At 72.4% G+C, this 17,873-nt stretch carries 16 protein-coding genes; 10 read left to right on the forward strand and 6 right to left on the reverse strand.

The annotated features are described in order from the left end of the window. Nucleotides 1–6 precede the first annotated feature (6 nt). From C593_RS0106300 to C593_RS0106315, 4 genes are read right to left on the reverse strand one after another with little or no spacing between them, the layout of a single operon-like run. Nucleotides 7–1,167, reverse strand: a complete 1,161-nt coding sequence (locus C593_RS0106300) for an acyl-CoA dehydrogenase family protein (protein WP_018846448.1) — start codon at nt 1,165–1,167, stop codon at nt 7–9. Between the two features lie 7 nt (nt 1,168–1,174). Next, on the reverse strand, nt 1,175–2,104 hold the full coding sequence (locus tag C593_RS0106305; RefSeq protein WP_051093637.1) for a hydroxymethylglutaryl-CoA lyase: 930 nt from the start codon (nt 2,102–2,104) through the stop codon (nt 1,175–1,177). 26 nt (nt 2,105–2,130) lie between these two features. After that, complete coding sequence (locus C593_RS0106310) at nt 2,131–4,131, reverse strand: acetyl-CoA carboxylase biotin carboxylase subunit (protein WP_051093638.1); 2,001 nt, start codon at nt 4,129–4,131, stop codon at nt 2,131–2,133. A gap of 19 nt (nt 4,132–4,150) precedes the next feature. Beyond that, nucleotides 4,151–5,767 (reverse strand): carboxyl transferase domain-containing protein, encoded by a 1,617-nt coding sequence (locus tag C593_RS0106315; RefSeq protein WP_026277412.1) that lies wholly within the window; start codon nt 5,765–5,767, stop codon nt 4,151–4,153. 88 nt (nt 5,768–5,855) lie between these two features. On the opposite strand from C593_RS0106315, the gene C593_RS0106320 reads away from it, so the two are divergent. The 5 genes from C593_RS0106320 (at nt 5,856) to C593_RS0106340 (ending at nt 10,548) form a co-directional block, all read left to right on the forward strand. Beyond that, a complete protein-coding gene (locus tag C593_RS0106320) occupies nt 5,856–6,449 on the forward strand; it encodes an SACE_7040 family transcriptional regulator (protein WP_018846452.1) in 594 nt (197 codons plus the stop codon). 105 nt (nt 6,450–6,554) lie between these two features. Then, complete coding sequence (locus C593_RS0106325) at nt 6,555–7,343, forward strand: phosphatase (RefSeq protein WP_018846453.1); 789 nt, start codon at nt 6,555–6,557, stop codon at nt 7,341–7,343. An 838-nt stretch (nt 7,344–8,181) separates the two neighbouring features. After that, a complete protein-coding gene (locus C593_RS0106330; RefSeq protein WP_037744896.1) occupies nt 8,182–8,859 on the forward strand; it encodes a response regulator in 678 nt (225 codons plus the stop codon). Further along, nucleotides 8,856–10,034 carry a histidine kinase gene (locus tag C593_RS0106335; protein ID WP_018846455.1) on the forward strand — a complete coding sequence of 393 codons (1,179 nt, stop codon included), beginning with the start codon at nt 8,856–8,858 and terminating at the stop codon, nt 10,032–10,034. Before C593_RS0106330 ends, C593_RS0106335 begins: the two co-directional genes overlap by 4 nt. 172 nt (nt 10,035–10,206) lie before the next feature. Next, nucleotides 10,207–10,548, forward strand: a complete 342-nt coding sequence (locus tag C593_RS0106340) for a helix-turn-helix domain-containing protein (protein ID WP_018846456.1) — start codon at nt 10,207–10,209, stop codon at nt 10,546–10,548. A gap of 172 nt (nt 10,549–10,720) precedes the next feature. Here C593_RS0106340 and tesB read toward each other — a convergent pair whose 3' ends face one another. Further along, entirely contained in the window at nt 10,721–11,593 is an 873-nt protein-coding gene (gene tesB / locus C593_RS0106345; RefSeq protein ID WP_018846457.1) for an acyl-CoA thioesterase II, read from the reverse strand. A 45-nt stretch (nt 11,594–11,638) separates the two neighbouring features. Continuing rightward, the gene (locus tag C593_RS0106350) at nt 11,639–12,796 is read right to left on the reverse strand and encodes an acyl-CoA dehydrogenase family protein (RefSeq protein ID WP_018846458.1); all 1,158 of its coding nucleotides are present in this window, start codon (nt 12,794–12,796) and stop codon (nt 11,639–11,641) included. A 396-nt stretch (nt 12,797–13,192) separates the two neighbouring features. Here C593_RS0106350 and C593_RS31345 point away from each other — a divergent pair, with 396 nt between their 5' ends. From C593_RS31345 to C593_RS30905, 5 genes are all read left to right on the forward strand, one after another. Further along, nucleotides 13,193–13,549: an AAA family ATPase gene (locus C593_RS31345; RefSeq protein WP_486591081.1), complete on the forward strand. Its 357-nt coding sequence runs from the start codon at nt 13,193–13,195 to the stop codon at nt 13,547–13,549. A gap of 164 nt (nt 13,550–13,713) precedes the next feature. Beyond that, nucleotides 13,714–14,139: a hypothetical protein gene (locus C593_RS0106355; protein WP_018846459.1), complete on the forward strand. Its 426-nt coding sequence runs from the start codon at nt 13,714–13,716 to the stop codon at nt 14,137–14,139. Between the two features lie 19 nt (nt 14,140–14,158). Beyond that, nucleotides 14,159–16,504 (forward strand): hypothetical protein, encoded by a 2,346-nt coding sequence (locus C593_RS0106360; protein ID WP_018846460.1) that lies wholly within the window; start codon nt 14,159–14,161, stop codon nt 16,502–16,504. 23 nt (nt 16,505–16,527) lie between these two features. After that, on the forward strand, nt 16,528–17,205 hold the full coding sequence (locus tag C593_RS28955) for a hypothetical protein (protein WP_018846461.1): 678 nt from the start codon (nt 16,528–16,530) through the stop codon (nt 17,203–17,205). A 196-nt stretch (nt 17,206–17,401) separates the two neighbouring features. Continuing rightward, nucleotides 17,402–17,869 carry a hypothetical protein gene (locus C593_RS30905; protein ID WP_158686801.1) on the forward strand — a complete coding sequence of 156 codons (468 nt, stop codon included), beginning with the start codon at nt 17,402–17,404 and terminating at the stop codon, nt 17,867–17,869. Nucleotides 17,870–17,873 lie beyond the last annotated feature (4 nt).

Consider the following 17,873-nt stretch of genomic DNA (forward strand, 5'->3'; position numbering starts at 1 on the left):
GGGCCGTCAGCCCGGGAGGCCCAGCTCGCGGGCGATCAGCATGCGCTGGACCTCGCTGGTGCCCTCGCCGATCTCCAGGATCTTGGAGTCGCGCCACATCCGGGCGACCGGGTACTCGTTCATGAAGCCGTAGCCGCCGTGGATCTGGGTGGCCTCGCGGGCGTTGTCCACCGCGACCGTCGACGAGTACAGCTTGGCGAGGGCGGCCTCCTTCTTGAAGGGCTCGCCGAGGACCAGCCGGGAGGCCGCGTCCCGCCAGCCGACGCGGGCCATGTGCGCCCGCATCTCCATGTCCGCGATCTTGAACTGTATGGCCTGGTTCTCGCCGATCGGCCGCCCGAACGCCTGCCGCTCGCGCGCGTACTTCACGGACTCGTCCACACAGCCCTGGGCCAGACCGGTCGCCAGCGCCGAGATCGCGATACGGCCCTCGTCGAGGATGCGCAGGAACTGGGCGTACCCGCGGCCCTCCTCGCCCAGCAGATTGGCCACCGGGACCCGGACGTCGTCGAAGGACAGCTCCCGGGTGTCCGAGGCGTTCCAGCCGACCTTGGAGTAGGGGGCGGCGACCGTGAAGCCGGGGGTGCCGGAGGGGACGATGATCGAGGAGATCAGCGGCTTCCCCTCGGAGGTACGGCCGGTGACCGCCGTGACCGTGACCAGGCCGGTGATGTCGGTGCCGGAGTTGGTGATGAAGCACTTGGAGCCGTTGATCACCCACTCGTCGCCGTCGCGCACGGCGGTGGTGCGCGTGCCGCCCGCGTCCGAGCCGGCGCCCGGCTCGGTCAGCCCGAACGCGCCCAGCAGCTCGCCCGAGCAGAGCCGGGGCAGCCACTCGCGCTTGTGCTCCTCGGTGCCGAAGCGGTACACCGGCATCGCGCCGAGGGAGACGCCCGCCTCCAGGGTGATGGCCACCGAGGAGTCGACCCGGGCCAGTTCCTCCAGGGCGATCCCGAGGGCCAGGTAGTCGCCGCCCATGCCCCCGTACTCCTCGGGGAACGGCAGCCCGAACAGGCCCATGCGGCCCATCTCCCGCACGATCTCGTACGGGAACTCATGGCGCTCGTAGAAGTCGCCGATCTTGGGCGCGATCACATCGTGGGCGAACTCCTCGACCGTGCGTCGGAGTTCCTCGTGCTCGGCGGAGAGCCGGTGGTCCAGGGACATGGGGTGGTCACTCCTTGTGGGAGAGGGCGCGGACGGTACGGGACGGGCTGGGACGGCCCAGTTGTTCGGCCATCCACGCGCTTGTGGCGGTGAGGCGGCCGAGATCGACCCCGGTCTCGATGCCGAGGCCGTCGAGCATCCACACCAGGTCCTCGGTGGCCAGGTTCCCGGTGGCGCTCCTGGCATAGGGGCAGCCGCCCAGCCCGCCCGCCGAGGCGTCGACGACGCCGACGCCGTGCCGGAGGGCGGCCAGGGTGTTGGCGAGGGCCTGCCCGTAGGTGTCGTGGAAGTGGACGGCGAGCCGTTCGACCGGAACCCCGCCGTCCGTGAGGGCGGTGAGCAGGGCGCCGACATGGCCCGGGGTGGCCACCCCGATGGTGTCGCCGAGGCTCAGCTCGTCACAGCCCATCTCCACCAGACGGCGGCAGACCGCGACGACCTGCTCGACGGGGACCGGGCCCTCCCAGGGGTCGCCGAAGCACATCGACACATAGCCGCGCACCCGCAGACCGTGCTCGACGGCCCTTATGACGACCGGCCGGAACATCGCCAGGGACTCCTCGACCGTGCGGTTGAGGTTGGCCTTGGCGAAGGACTCGGTGGCGCTGGCGAACACGGCGACCTCGCGGACCCCGAGCCCGAGCGCGCGGTCCAGACCGCGGTCGTTGGGGACGAGGACGGGCAGGCGGACGCCCGCCAGGCCGTCCATGCCGTCGAGCAGCGGCACCAGCTGCTCCGCGTCGGCCAGTTGGGGCACCCACTTCGGGTGCACGAAGCTGGTCGTCTCGACGGTGCGCAGCCCGGCCCCGGCCAGCCGGCGGACGAACTCCGCCTTGACCTCGGTGGGGACGACCGTCTTCTCGTTCTGGAGGCCGTCCCGGGGGCCGACCTCGTGGATGCGGACCCGTGCGGGCAGTCCCGGCTCGGGGAAGGGCATCGGCAGTCCGGTCACCGGCAGCTGGGTCACTGCCCCTCCCCTGCGGTCGCACCGGCGGCGGCCGCGCGGGCCGCGGTCCCGTCGGCTCCGTCGGCTTCGTCGGGGGCGACCACGGCGAGGATCTGGTCCATCGCCACCGTGGTGCCCGGGTGCACGTCCAGCTCGGTGACCGTGCCCGCGTGCGGGGCGGAGATGACGTGCTCCATCTTCATCGCCTCCACCACCAGCAGGCTCTGACCGGCCGCCACCCGGTCGCCCACGGCGACCTTGACCACCGTGACCGTGCCGGGCATCGGCGCCGCCAGGGTGTCCGCCCCGGCGTGCGCGGCGCCGCTGAGGGACGCCTCCACCGGGTCGTGGTCCCTCACCTGCCAGGAGTCGCCGTCCCGGCCGAGCCAGTCCCCGGCCCGGTGGAAGGTGTGGGTGACGCCGTCGAGGACGACCGACACCCGCGCCTCCTCGACCCGGTGCCCGGCGGCGGGCGCGGGGCGGGTGACGGGTTCGAGTCCCGTCACCCGCAGCGGGAACGCGAGGGGCACGGGCTGCCCGCCGAGCCGCCAGCCGTTCGGCACCGAGAACGGGTCCGTCCAGCCGCCCGGGCCCGGCTCCGGTGCCAGGGCCTCGGCCCGTACGGCCGCCGCCGCCTCGTACACCTCGTCCGGCACGCCCGGAGGGATCAGGGACTCCGCCTCGCGCTCGACGAGCCCGGTGTCCATCTCGCCCGAGACCACCGCCGGGTGCGCCAGCAGCCGGCGCAGGAACCCGGCGTTGGTCGGCACGCCGAGGGTCACCGTCTCCGCGAGCGCGGCCCGCAGCTTCCGCAGCGCCGTGGGCCGGTCGGGGCCGTAGGCGATGACCTTGGAGAGCATCGGGTCGTAGAGGCTGCCGACCTCCGAGCCCTCGCTGAGGCCCGAGTCGGTGCGCACGCCGTCGCCCTGCGGCTCGCGCAGGCGCAGCACCGTGCCGCCGGAGGGAAGGAAGCCGCGGGACGGGTCCTCGGCGCAGATCCGGGCCTCCACCGCGTGGCCGGTGAGCGTGATGTCCCCCTGGGCGAAGGGCAGTTGCTCGCCCGCCGCGACCCGGAGCTGCCACTCCACCAGGTCCAGGCCGGTGATCAGCTCGGTGACCGGGTGCTCCACCTGGAGACGGGTGTTCATCTCCATGAAGTAGTACTGGGAGGGGTCGGTGCCGGGGACGATGAACTCCACCGTGCCCGCGCCCCGGTAGCCGCAGGAGCGGGCCGCCTGCACGGCCGCCTCGCCCATCGCCGCGCGGGTCGCCTCGTCCAGCAGGACGGAGGGGGCCTCCTCGATGATCTTCTGATGGCGGCGCTGGAGGGAGCACTCGCGCTCGCCGAGGTGGACCACGTGGCCGTGGCCGTCGGCCAGGACCTGGATCTCGATGTGCCGGGGGCGGTCGATCCAGCGCTCCACCAGCAGGGTGTCGTCGCCGAAGGAGGCCCGGGCCTCGCGCCGGGCCGCGGCGATCTCGTCCATCAGGGCGGACTCGACGCGGGTGAGGCGCATGCCCTTGCCGCCGCCGCCCGCGGAGGGTTTCAGCAGCACCGGCATGCCGATCTCCCGGGCCGCGTCAGCCAGTTGGGCGTCGCTCAGTCCGCTGCCCGAGGAGCCGGGGACGACCGGGACACCGGCGGCCCGGACGGTCTCCTTGGCGCGGATCTTGTCGCCCATCAGGGAGATCGCGGAGGCGGGCGGGCCGATGAAGACCAGGCCGGCCTTCCCGCAGGCCTCGGCGAAGCCCGCGTTCTCCGCGAGGAAGCCGTAGCCCGGGTGGACGGCCTGGGCGCCGCTGCGGGCGGCGGCCTCCAGCAGCCGCTCCACGGAGAGATAGCTCTCGGCGGCCGGGGGCGGTCCCAGGCGCACGGCCGTGTCCGCCTCGCGGACATGGCGGGCGCCGGCGTCCGCGTCGCTGAAGACGGCGACCGAGCGCACGCCGAGCCGGCGCAGGGTCCGGATCACCCGGACCGCGATCTCGCCCCGGTTGGCGACCAGAACGGTGTCGAACATCGTCATCGTGGACAGTTCCTCACATCCGGAAGACGCCGAACCGGGGTTCTCCCAGCGGGGCGTTGGCGCAGGCGGTCAGGGCGAGACCCAGGACCTGACGGGTGTCCTGGGGGTCGATCACCCCGTCGTCCCACAGACGGGCGGTGGCGTAGTAGGCGTTGCCCTGGGTCTCGTACTGGGCGCGGACGGGGGCCTTGAACGCCTCTTCCTCCTCGGCGCTCCACTCCTCGCCGCGTCCCTCGATCTGGTCGCGCTTGACGGTGGCGAGGACGGAGGCGGCCTGCTCGCCGCCCATCACGGAGATCTTGGCGTTCGGCCACATCCACAGGAAGCGGGGGGAGTAGGCCCGGCCGCACATCGAGTAGTTGCCCGCGCCGTACGAACCGCCGACGACCACGGTCAGCTTGGGGACGCGGGTGCAGGCGACCGCGGTGACCATCTTGGCGCCGTGCTTGGCGATGCCCCCGGCCTCGTAGTCCTTGCCGACCATGAAGCCGGAGATGTTCTGGAGGAAGAGCAGCGGGATGCCGCGCTGGTCGCACAGCTCGATGAAGTGCGCGCCCTTCTGGGCGGACTCGGCGAAGAGGATGCCGTTGTTGGCGACGATGCCGACAGGGTGGCCGTGGATCCGGGCGAAGCCGGTGACCAGGGTGGTCCCGAACTCGGCCTTGAACTCCTGGAACCGGGAGCCGTCCGTGATCCGGGCGATGATCTCCCGGGCGTCGTACGGGGTGCGGGAGTCGACGGGGACCGCGCCGTACAGCCCGGCCGGGTCCGCCTTGGGGTCCTCGGCGGGCTCCACCGACCACGGCAGCGGGCCGCGCGCGGGGAGGGTGGCGACGATGTTCCGCACGATGCGCAGGGCGTGGGCGTCGTCCTCGGCGAGGTGGTCGGTGACGCCGGAGACCCGGGAGTGGACCTCGCCGCCGCCCAGTTCCTCGGCGGTGACGACCTCGCCGGTGGCCGCCTTCACCAGCGGGGGGCCGCCGAGGAAGATCGTGCCCTGGTTCCGCACGATGACCGCCTCGTCGCTCATCGCCGGGACGTACGCGCCGCCGGCCGTGCAGGAACCGAGGACGGCCGCGATCTGGGGGATGCCCGCGCCGGACATCCGCGCCTGGTTGTAGAAGATCCGGCCGAAGTGCTCGCGGTCCGGGAAGACGTCGTCCTGCATGGGGAGGAACGCGCCGCCGGAGTCGACCAGGTACAGGCAGGGGAGGCGGTTCTCCAGGGCGACCTCCTGGGCGCGGAGGTGCTTCTTCACCGTCATCGGGTAGTACGTGCCGCCCTTGACGGTGGCGTCGTTCGCCACGACGACGCACTCGCGCCCGCTGACCCGGCCGATCCCGGCGATCACCCCGGCGGCCGGGGCCGCGCCGCCGTACATCCCCTCGGCGGCGAGCGGGGCCAGCTCCAGGAAGGGCGAGCCGGGGTCGAGGAGGGCGTCCACCCGGTCCCGCGGCAGCAGCTTGCCGCGCGCGGTGTGCCGGGCGCGGGCCTTCTCGCCGCCGCCGAGACGGGCCGCGGCGAGGCGGGCGCGCAGTTCCTCGCCCAGCTCGCGGTGGGCCGCCTCGTTGGTCCGCCAGGCCTCGGACGCCGGATCGGCGGCGCTCGCCAGCACTGGTGCCTGCTGCATCGATCGAGCTCCCTTGCTCGGTTAATGAGCGTTAACGTGTGACGTCCAGGTTAACGACCGCTAACCGCGCTGTCTAGAATGAATGTTCATGAGCACCAGGACCTCGGCCCCGACGCGCCGTGAGCAGATCCTCCGGGAGGCCGCCCGCCTCTTCGCCGAGCGCGGCTTCCACGGCGTGGGCGTCGACGAGATAGGCGCCGCCGTGGGCATCAGCGGCCCGGGCCTGTACCGGCACTTCCCCGGCAAGGACGCGATGCTGGCCGAGCTGCTGGTGGGCATCAGCGAACGCCTCCTGGACGGCGGCCGGCGCCGCGTGGACGAGTCCGGCGGCGACCCCGCGTACCTGCTAGCCGCCCTGATCGACGGCCACATCGACTTCGCGATCGACGACCGTCCGCTCATCACCCTGCACGACCGCGAGCTGGACCGCCTGCGGGACGGCGACCGGCGGCGGGTCCGCCGGCTCCAGCGCCAGTACGTGGAACTGTGGGTCGCGGTCGTGCGGGAACTGCACCCGTCGGTGGCCGAGTCCGAGGCCCGCACCGCCGTCCACGCGGTCTTCGGCCTGCTCAACTCCACCCCCCACCTCGGCGTCAACGGCGGCGGCCCCCTCGGCCGCCCCGCCGCCGAGACCCTGCTGCGCCGCCTGGCACACGGGGCGTTCGCGGCGCTGGGGGACTGAGGGGGCGATGCCGGTCCGGGCGGGGCCGCACGTACCAGCGGGTGATCACGTACCAGCGGGTGATATGGCCCGCACGCTCCGCTCATCGGACGGCACAATGGGGCCATGCCGATACCCAGCCGTGCCGCCCTCGTCGACCACCTCGTCCGCACCCGTATCGCCGGAGACGTGGCCACGCCGCGCGACAACAACCTCTCGCACTACCGCAAGCTCGCCAACGGCGACCGGCACTACTGGCTCGGCCTGGAGCTCGGTGACCGGTGGACCGACGAGCAGGACGTGCTCGCGGTGATGGCCGAGCGCTGCGGGGTCAACGACGACCCGGCGCACCGGCAGGGGCAGGACACCATCGACCCGGAGCTGACCGTCGGCGGTCTGGAGCGCATGGCCGCCCGGCTGCGGAAGGCCGCCGCCGGGCAGGAGCGCGTCCTCTTCGCGACCGGGCACCCCGGCGGGATGCTCGACGTCCACCGGCAGACCGCCGCCGCGCTGCGGGCCGCCGGCTGCGAGATCGTGCGCATCCCGGGCGGGCTCACCGCCGACGAGGGCATGGTCTACCAGGTCGCCGACGTGGCCGTCCTGGAACGTGGTGCCACCCTGTGGCACACCCACTCGCCCGCCCCGATGGCCGCCGTCCTCGACGGCCTCGCGCGCGAGGGGCGCCCGCTGCCGGACCTGGTCGTCGCCGACCACGGCTGGGCGGGGTGCGCGGGGCAGCGCGGGCTGGACTCCGTCGGCTACGCGGACTGCAACGACCCGGCACTGTTCATCGGCGAGTCCGAGGGCACCCTCCAGGTCACCGTCCCCCTCGACGACCATGTCACCGACCCGCGCTCCTACGAGCCGATGACGGCGTACCTGCTGAACGAGGCGGGGCTGGAGGTACCGGTCTGACGGGGGCACGGGGGCACGGGGGCACGGGGGCACGGGGGCACGGGGGCGGCGGCGCGGGGGCACCTGCCGCGTGGCCCGCGGCTCCTTCCGGGACTGCCGGGGCTGCTGTGGCTACCGGGACTGCCGGGACTGCTGTGGCTGCCCGGACTACCCCGGACGTGAGGTGCCCGCGTGGCCCATGGGGGAGGCCACGCGGGCACGGTCTCGCTCCGCGGCGTCCCGCTCGCGGAAGTCTGCTCAGTCGCGCGTCACCCGCGCGTCAGTCGCGCCAGCTGCCCCGCACCAGGCAGTACGCGCCGCCGATCAGGGTCAGGAACATCGCGCCGCGCACCCCGAGGCCGACGGCGTAGCGGCTCCCGGTGCCGAAGCCGTCCGCCCAGCAGCAGTCCGGCGGCGACGACGAGCACGGCCCCGCAGGCGATCCACAGCATGCGCTCGCCGCGCGGGGCGCGCGCCCACCGTGCGGTCCGCCGGGCCGCGTCGAGCGGCGCATCGACGCTCGACGGTTCCTCCTCGGCCTGCGGGCCTGCGCTCACCGGATCCGTTCCCTTCCCTGCCGGTTCCTTGCGGTTCCCTCGGTACCTTCGGGTTCCCCGGGCCGGGGCCCTCGGGGCCGGCGGCCGGTCACGGGCCGGTCGCACCGGGGGTCCGGAGTGCGCGTGTTCCCGGGGCCGCCTGGTCGAGAGGCCCCGGGGCGATCCCTGCGGACGCTCGTGGCGGCCTCGGGGTGTGATGCCGGCCTCGCCGGGAGCCCGGCCCGGCCGCCGTGACACCGCCTAGGATCAGCACCCAGGCTCCCAGCCGAAGCCGCTCCCGCCTTCCGACCACAGGACGACCTTTGCCCTACGACTCGAGGCCGGTGCGGGTCCTCGTCGTCGACGACGAGGAACTCGTCCGCACCGCGCTCACCAGCATCCTCGGCCGCGCCGACGGGATCGCCGTCGCGGGCGCCGTCGACGGCCCCGACGCCGTGGACGCGGTACGCGCCGCCGCGCCCGACCTGGTGCTGCTGGACGTCGACATGCCGTCCGCGCACGGCCTGGACGACGTCCTGCCGGCGCTGCGGGCACTGCCCGCGCCACCCGCCGTCGCGATGCTCACCGCTCTCGACACCGCCGACCACCTGGAACGGGCGCTGCGGGGCGGGGCCTGCGGGTTCCTGCTGAAGACCATGGAGCCGCGGGCGTTCACCGACGCGGTGCGGCTGCTCGCGGCGGGCGGGGTGGTCTGCACCCCGCCGGGCAGCGCGGCCGTTCTCGCCGCGTGGACCGCCCGGACCCCGCCGGCTCCCGCCCCGGTCCCCGGCGACGGGCCCGACCCGCTGGACGTCCTCACCGACCGGGAACGCGAGGTGCTGACCCTGATCGCCGCGGGCCTGCCCAACGCGGACATCGCCGGCTGCCTCGGCATGGGCGTGACCACGGTCAAGACCCACATCGGCGCGATGAAGCGCAAGCTCGGTGTGGGCAGCCGGGTGGCCCTGGCGGCGACCCTGCACAGGGCGGGGGCGTCGTGAGCGCGGGGCCGGGCGCCCCGGGCGGCGGCGCCCGAGGGCGGCGCTCCCTCGGCTCGCGTCTTCGCCGCCCCTTCCACCCACCCCTCCGCGCGGCGCTGCGCCACGGGCTCGGCGACGTCTGGCGGGTCTGCGCCGTCGAGGCGCTGGTCCTCGTCGCCGCCGTGGCCGAGGTGCTGGCGACCCGGACCGCCCTGCCCGGCCTGATGCTGCCCGGGGCGCTCGTCGCCGCCGGGGTGCTGCCGCTGCGCCGGCGCTTCCCGCGCGCCGTGATGCTGGTGGCGCTGCCGACGCTGGCCACCGGGGTGCTCTGGCTCCCGGCGATGGCCGCGCTGCACGCCGTCGCGGTGTCCCGGCGCCGCCGGGAGGTCGTGCCGGCGGCCGTCGCCGTCGCCGTCGTCTCGTTCGTGCCGTGGCGGGGCCTCGGCGGCTACCCGTGGACCCTGCCGGACGTCACCCTCGGCCTGCTGCTCTCCGGGCTGCTCGCCGTCGCGCCCGCGGCCCTGGGCCGCCTGGCCCGCGCGCGCCGGGAACTCGCCGCGCGCCTCGGTGAACTGGCCCTCTCCCGCGACCGCGAGCGCCGCTACGCGGCCGAGCAGGCGGCCCTGCGGGAGCGCGAGCGGCTGGCCCGGGACGTCCACGACACCGCCGCCCACCACCTCAGCCTGATCAGTCTGCGCTCCGCGACGCTGGCCGCGACCGCGGAGTCGGCGGAGTTCCGGGCGCAGGCCGAGGCGCTGGGCGAGCTCAGCCGGCGGGCCGCGGCCGACCTGAGCGAAACGGTTCGGCACGCGGGCCCGGGCCTCGCCCGGCTCCCGCAGCTCCTCCAGGCCGCGGGCGCGGTCGCCGTCCGCCTGGACCTGGGCGCCTGCCCCCAGGACGTGGAACGCACCGCCTACCGCGTCGTCCAGGAGGGCCTGACCAACGCCCGCCGCCACGCCCCGGGCGCCCGCGTCGAGGTCGACGTCCACCGTGCCGCGGGCGCTCTCCGCCTCTCCGTCCGCAACGGCCCCGCCCCCCTCGCCGTCCCCGCCCCCGCCCCCGAACCGGGCGGCGGCCACGGCCTCCCGGGCCTCCGCGCCCGCACCACCGCCCTCGGCGGCACCTTCACGGCCACACCCACCCCGGACGGCGGCTTCGCCGTCGAGGCGACGGTGCCGCTGGGGGCGGCGGGCTGAGGGGGCGTCGAGCGGGGCAGCGCGTCAAGCACGGGTGCGGCGGTCACCCGTCCGCGGGATTCGTCCGGGGGAGGGCACCCGGGGCCCGCGCGCACGAATACGTTGCCGTGCACGGATACGGCCGTCCCCGGCACACCGGGGTCTGCCGAAGGGGCGACGAGGGGACGATCGGGTGGCCGGTCACGTGCGGTGGACGACGGTCCGGGAGAGCACCCCGGCACGCGGGATCAGCGAGAGCCAGGACGTGCAGAGGCGCCGGGAGGAGATCCGGCTCTCGTTCGATCTCGGGCAGGCCGTGTACGACCGGCGGGCCGAGCTCGGGATCTCGCAGACCGAGCTGGCGCGGCGGGCCGGGATGACACAGCCGCAGGTCTCCAAGCTGGAGCTGGGCGGCACCATGCCGACGCTGCCGCTCCTCGCCCGGCTCGCGCGGGCGCTCGACGCCTCGTTGAACCTGGAGCTGGACGGGGAGTCGTCGAAGGTCGTCTTCACGGCGCACACCCCGGCCGCCTGAGCGGTCACGGCCCGGCGGGCGGGGCCGGGGGCGCCGGGGTCGGGTCGAGGTACACGCGGCGGACGAAGGGGGAGCGGGCGCGGAGGCGGCGGGCGGTATGACCGCGGTGACCGTGTCCGCGAGGGGACCCACCGGACCGCGTGCGCGCCAGGGAGGGGGCGCATCCGGCGGCTCACCGCGGGACGCGTACCACGCCCTCCTGGATCACCGAGATCGCCAGCCGCCCGTCCCGCGTCCAGATCCGGGCCTGGCCCAGCCCCCGCCCGCCGGAGGCGGACGGCGACTCCTGGTCGTACAGCAGCCACTCGTCCGCCCGGAACGGCCGGTGGAACCACATCGCGTGGTCCAGGGACGCGCCGACCACGTCCCCGACCGCCCAGCCGCCGCGTCCGTGTGCGAGGAGGACCGAGTCGAGGAGGGTCATGTCGGAGACGTACGTCGCCATGCAGACGTGCAGCAGCGGGTCGTCGGCGAGCTTGCCGTTCACCCGGAACCACACCTGGGAGCGCGGCTCGCGGGGCCGGCCGACCGTGCCGTACGGGGGCTCGTCCACGTACCGCAGGTCGACGGCGGCCCGGGCCTGAAGGAAGCGGTCGACCACGCCCTCGTCCACGAAGCGGTCCGCGTAGCGCGGCAGGGACTCGGCCGCCGTCGGCAGGGTCTCCGGGTCCGGGGCGGCGGGGACGGCGGCCTGGTGCTCCAGCCCGTCCTCCTCGGTCTGGAAGGACGCCGAGAGGTGGAAGACCGGCTGCCCGTGCTGCACCGCGACGACCCGGCGGGTGGTGAAGGAGCGCCCGTCGCGGATGCGGTCCACCGTGTAGACGATGGGTGCGCCGGGGTCGCCCATGCGCAGGAAGTAGGAGTGCAGCGAGTGCGCCGTGCGGTCGTCCGGCACGGTCCGGCCGGCGGCCACCAGCGCCTGCGCCGCGACCTGGCCGCCGAAGACCCGGGGGACCACGGCGGACCGGGAGCGGCCCCGGAAGATGTTCTGCTCGACCCGCTCCAGATCGAGCAGGTCGAGCAGATCGTCGAGCGCTTGCGTCACGGTTTCCCGTTCCCCGGCTTGTCCGCTGTCAGCGGGCCGGCGTCCCTACAGGCCCATGTCCTTGGCGATGATCATCTTCATGACCTCGCTGGTGCCGCCGTAGATGCGGTTGACGCGGTTGTCCGCGTACAGGCGGGCGATCGGGTACTCGTTCATGAAGCCGTAGCCGCCGTGGAGCTGGAGGCAGCGGTCGATCACGCGGTGCGCGACCTCGGTGCAGAACAGCTTCGCGGAGGCGGCCTCGGCGGCGGTCAGCTCGCCCGCGTCCAGGGCCTCCAGGGCGCGGTCGGCGACGGCCTCGGCCGCGTCCACCTCGGCCTGGCAGGCGGCCAGCTCGAACTTGGTGTTCTGGAAGGAGGCGACCGTCTTGCCGAAGACCGTGCGGTCCTGGACGTACTCCTTGGCGAACCGGACGGCCGCCTTGGCCTGCGCGTACGAGCCGAAGGCGATGCCCCAGCGCTCGGAGGGCAGGTTGGAGCCGAGGTAGTAGAAGCCCTTGTTCTCCTCGCCGAGCAGGTCCTCGACCGGGACCTTGACGTCGACGAAGGCCAGCTCGGCGGTGTCGGAGGTGCGCAGGCCCAGCTTGTCCAGCTTGCGGCCGATGGAGTAGCCCTCCGCCTTGGTGTCCACGGCGAAGAGGGAGATGCCGTGGCGGCGGTCCTCGGCGGTCGGCGCGGCGGTGCGGGCGCACACGATCACGCGGTCGGCGTGCACACCGCCGGTGATGAAGGTCTTGGAGCCGTTGAGGACGTAGTGGGTGCCGTCCTCGGAGAGCTTGGCGGTGGTCTTCATACCCGCGAGGTCCGAGCCGGTGCCCGGCTCGGTCATCGCCAGCGCCCACATCTCCTCGCCGGAGACGAACTTCGGCAGGTAGCGCTTCTTCTGCTCGTCGGTCGCGAGGGACTTGATGTAGGGGAGCGCGAGCAGCACGTGCACGCCGGACCCGCCGAACTGGACGCCCGCGCGGGCGGTCTCCTCGTACAGCACGGCCTCGAACTTGTGCGTCTCCAGACCGGCGCCGCCGAACTCCTCCGGCACGTTGATCCCGAAGATCCCCAGCTCGCCGAGCTTGTAGTAGAAGTCGCGCGGCGCCTGGCCCGCGGCGAACCACTCGTCGTAGACGGGGACGACCTCGGCCTCGATGAAGGCGCGGATGGTGTCGCGGAACGCCTCGTGGTCCTCGTTGAAAACGGTACGGCGCACGGTCGACGCCTCCTTCGCGATGCCGGTACGGGAAGTCACGGAGAGCCCGCCCCGGGCCGGGGCCACGGGTACGACGCATGTCTAAGCGCTTGCTCAGAGCCAAGTTACCCGGCGGTTGTCCTCCGTGTCCAGAGTGATGCGGGGCACGTGGGGCCGCGAGCGGGGGCGCGCCCTGCGCCGGCCGGGACGGCAGCGGGTCCCGGGGCGGGGTGGCCCGCGTCGAGGGCGGGCGTGGCCCGGGTCGTGGGGGCGGAGCCGGCCCGCGGGGTACCTGGGATGGACCGTGACAGCGGCCTCGTCACGCCGGACGGGTCACAGCACCGTCCGCGCGGACCAGTGAAGCGGCGGTGCGGTGTCCGCCGTGGCGGCTAGGCTCACCGGCGGAGAGGGGTCGGCATGCTGCTGAGATTGCGCACGGCCAATGTGCGGTCACTGCGCGACGAGCAGGAGCTGACGTTCGTCGTGTCCGGGGACGAGCCGAGCGCCGCCGCGCGGCACCTCGAACTGGCGGGAGGCGGGATCGGCGTCCTTCCTCTGGTGGGCATCTTCGGCGCGAACGCCTCGGGCAAGTCCAACGTCCTCGCCGCGATGACCGACATGAGCCGTGCCGTGCAGGACTCCTATGCCCGCTGGGCAGAAGTGGGCGCAGAAGATCAACGCCCAGCATCCCGACCATGTGGCGAAGGACCAGCGAGACCCGTAGACGGACGTGTACGAATTCGTCGAGCAGGGGCTGAGAGTCCCGGCTACTGACAGGAATCGGCCCGTCGTGCCCGCGGTTCGTCCGGCTGGTGGTAACCGTCGTGTTCTCGCCAGCAGTTGACGCCGCATGACCTCGACGGCAAGGGCAGCAGCACCGCTACCGTGGGGCCGTTGAGGCACGTGTGCGCGAAGGTGTCGGTCAGTACGGGGGATGCATGTCGTTCGACGAGGAATGGGCCGAGCTGCGCGCGGCGGCAGCCGAGCGGAACGCCATGCGGCTCAACGGCGTCCCGGCCGAGGGCGGCGGGAGCGGGGCGCCCGATCTGGTGGTCAGGCGTGACGATCTCGGGCGCATCGGTGGGGACGCCTACGATCTGCGCGTCAGGCTCGCCAAGGACGGCGACCACGCCCGGCCCAGGACCTTCGAAGCGGCGATAGCCCTGACCAACGGCGAGTTCGCCTGCGGCTCCGCACTGCTCAAGGTGCACGACCGCTGGAACACCCACCTGAAGACGCTGCTCGACGCGTGTGCGCGGATCTCCGACCACCTGGACTACACGAAGGCTCTCCACTCCAAGGACGACGTGAAGATCGAGGGTGCTGTCACCTCTGTCTCCAAGCTCACGGAATACATGAAGTAGCGGCCGGGGGAGCTCACGCATGCTGAAGTACGAGGACATCGTCAACGCCCCGTTGGGCAGGCTGAAGGCGGCGGCCGACGACTGGTCCGAGATGACGACGAAGCTGGACCGGCTGGCACAGGACGCCGCGGACGGCATGAAGACCCGGGCGGACAAGGCCGCGTGGGAGGGTGTCAACGCCGGGGTGACCAAGGCGTTCGTCGCCAAGACGGCCAAGGAGTTCAGGGACGCCGCCGCCGAGGCCAAGGGCGTGAAGCAGATCCTCGAAGAGGGCTACGCGGCGCTGAAGAAGGCCAAGGACGACCTGGAGACCATCCGCGACCACGACGGTCCGGCGGCGGGTGTGCACGTGGACGCGAAGGGCAAGGTCACCGCGCGTCATCCGGTCGCGGACATGCCGTCCTCCGAGCGCGCCCACGATCCGGACTACCCGGCGATGGCCGAGCGGGAGAGGACCGCCATCGCCACCTGGCAGGCGAAGATCGACCTCATCGTCGACAACTGCAACGACACGGACGTGGCGCTCAGGAACGTCCTCGAGGCCAACGTCACCGACGGCAAGGACTTCAGCGCCCCGCAGTACTCGAAGCTGGACCAGGAGGAGGCCGCGCGGGCCGCCGCACTCGCAGCCAAGGGCCGGGACATCTCGCACACCGAACTCCAGGCGCTCAACGAGCTGCTGAAGGACAACGGCACGTCCGTGGAGTTCGCGAGGAACTTCTACGACAAGCTCGGCCCCGAGAAGTCCCTCGGTTTCTTCGGCCAGCTCTCCACGGACACCCACGAGTACGGCAGACTCGACAAGGAGCGCCTCAAGGACGTGCAGGAGCTCCAGCGGAACCTGGGGCTGAACCTGGCAACCGCCTCCCACGACAAGGCGTTCACCGCGGAGTGGGGTCCGGAACTGCGCAAGCTGGGCACCGAGCGCATCCCCCTGGGCAAGCACGACTACAGCGGGCCGCTCGGCTACCAGTTGCTGGGCGGCATCATGCGGTACGGGAACTACGACGCGAAGTTCCTCAACCCGATCGCCGAGCATGTGGCCCAGCTCCACCAGAAGAACCCGTACCTGTTCGCCCAGACCAAGATGGTGAACGGCCCTCTCAAGGACCCGTTCAACCCCTCCGGCGTCAACGGCGCGGGTTACGACCCGACGACCGCGATGCTGGAGGCGCTCGGCAACAGCCCGGAGGCGGCGAAGAAGTTCTTCACCGACCCGCCGACCGCCTACAACGAGGACGGCACGGTCGACCACGGAGCCACGGCAGACCTCGGCAAGGCCGGTGGCACCGCGATCGACAACTACCTCGACTTCTTCAGCAACGAGAAGTGGGTGGACTTCGGCGACGTCAACTCCCTGGCCGAGGAGGAGCTGGAAGCGTCGCAGCACTACCGGCCGGACGCCCTGGGCAAGGCGCTGGAGGCTGCCGCCCTCGGCTACCCGGCTGGGCAGCCGGACGCGGGCGTGGTGCGGGACGCGGACAACGCCGCGGTCATGCAGCAGGTCATGGAGAAGTACGGCGCCGACGCCGGCCTGCTGAAGAAGCACGAGGCCCTGGCGGACAGCCTCGGGAACATGGGGGCCGGGTACATCGACGACATCAACTGGGCGTTGGCGAAGAACGATCCGGACAGCCCCTTCGCGCCCGGCGCGAACCGGGACGGCCGCATCGACTTCTCGGACAGCCAGGACGGGAACGGGCGGAGTGTCGTCCGGGGCTTCCTCAGCTCCCTCGGCCAGCATCCGGACGCCTACGCGACGGTTTCCGCCGCCGAGCAGGTCTACACCCGCAGCGTCCTCGAGACGCAGGTCGGACCGGACGGAATCAAGGAGGGGGCGGCCCGATGGGCGGTACGCACGGGTGCTGAGGTGCAGGGCATGCTCGACCAGTCGCGCGCCGACCAGGTCGAGGCCACGAACCTCAAGACACATGAGGACTACGAGAAGGCGGTCGCCAAGCGGGCCGGCTGGATCGAGTTCGGGGCGACAGTCGGGATCGCGGCGGGCGTCGCCTTCCTGCCGGCTACTGCGGCTGTCGGCACGGCGGCGGTGCTCATCCCGCTGGCGACGGACACCGCGAGCGGTGCCTTGGAACAGGGCATCGGACAGTTGGTCGGCGACATCTCCGACAATTCGGTGGACAAGAACAAGGAAAAGGTGGAGCAGCTCAACAGGGAGGAGAAGACGAAGATCTACTCCTCAGGCGAGAGTCTGGCCGAAGCCCCAATGGAGGCGTTCACGCGGCGTCATCTTGTGGACCCCGACACCAATTTCGGCGAGGACCTCAAGATTGCGATGAGAGTCGGATACGCGACAGGCAATGACCGTGAGAACCAACAGGGCAATGACCCGGAAACGGGTTGAGGCACGTGTGGCGAAGGGTGCGGATGGTGACGAGGAGCAAGGGGTCGCGCGTGCTCCTGGGTGTGGCCATGGCCGGCTCGTTGGTCCTTTTGGGCGCGACGTGTGGCGGGGGTGACGAGGGCGGTGGTGAGAAGGAGGCCGACACGACCGTCGTGGCCGAACGCCTTTGCGGTGGTGCGGCGGTGTCCGCGCGGGCGGCTGACGCCCTCGAAATGATCACCGGTGCGACGCGGTTCGAGGCTTCCGGGGAGGAGTCCACGGTTGCGGCCGCCGCTCGGGAGCTGGTCCACGCGGGGGTGTCCACCACCATCGGCGACGGGGACATCTGCAGGATCTACGCGCCGGTGGGCTCTCAGGTCGAGGAACTGCGAGTGACCTGGAACATGTCCGGCAGTGCGCTCAAGGGACCGTCCGCCGAAAAGTACACCCGGTTGCCGATGGGGGAGCGTGCCGGTGCCGCGCCCGACGGCGCTTTCGTCGCCTTCGCCTGTGGCGGCGGGGACATGCCCGGTGTCTCCCCCCGGCACCTCAGCGTCTTCGTGGAGACGGCAGGCATGCCGGTCGAGCCTGAGGGCGACCCACGGAAGCTGACTGATGCCTACGCGACTGTCGCTCACTCCTTCTCCCTCGCAATGGCGAAGGAGTTGGGTTGCCGCGATGACGGGGGTCTGGAGGTCGAACCGTCGCTCACCTCGGTGTAGACGGCGGAGCGGCCTCGCCGGTCGCGTCAGACAGGCTGCTCATGTTCGGGTCGACGGTGGGGGGCGGATGCTGAGCAATGGCAAGAGGACTGGCGAACTGGTCCGTTTGGTCGTCGCTTGTCTTCCTGTTCTGCTGGCTGCCGGGTGCGGTGGGGGAGCGGACGGTGGCGGGACGAAGAGAGACGACGGCCGTGTCGTGGCCGAACGCCTCTGTGGTGGTCAGGCTGTGTCCCCTCCAGCCGCCAAGGCCCTCGAAGTGATCACCGGAGCGGTCCGGTTCGAGGATTCCGGCGAGGAATTGACGCTCGCGCTTGCCGCACAGGAGGCGGTGCGCACGGGAGTCTCGTCCATGTTCGGACGTGGGACCGTGTGTGAGGTCTACGCGCCCTCCGGCTCCGAGGTCGAACGGCTACGCGTGTGGTGGGGGATGGCCGACAAGCCGGACGGGCCTTCTCAGGACTTCACCATCCTGCCGATGGGCGCACGGGCAGGGACCGCGTCCGACACCCTGTATGCGCATGTCCGCGACCTCGACTTGGAGGAGCCTGCGATTGACCACACGGTGTTCGTCCACGTCAAGCAGGTCGAGGCCGAACGCGCAGCGTGGCTCGCGGCTCAGGTCGGGCTGCGGGTGATCGGCGACTTGGTGGAGGCGCCGTACTGAGCCT

The sequence above is a fragment of the Streptomyces sp. CNT372 genome, from assembly GCF_000377145.1.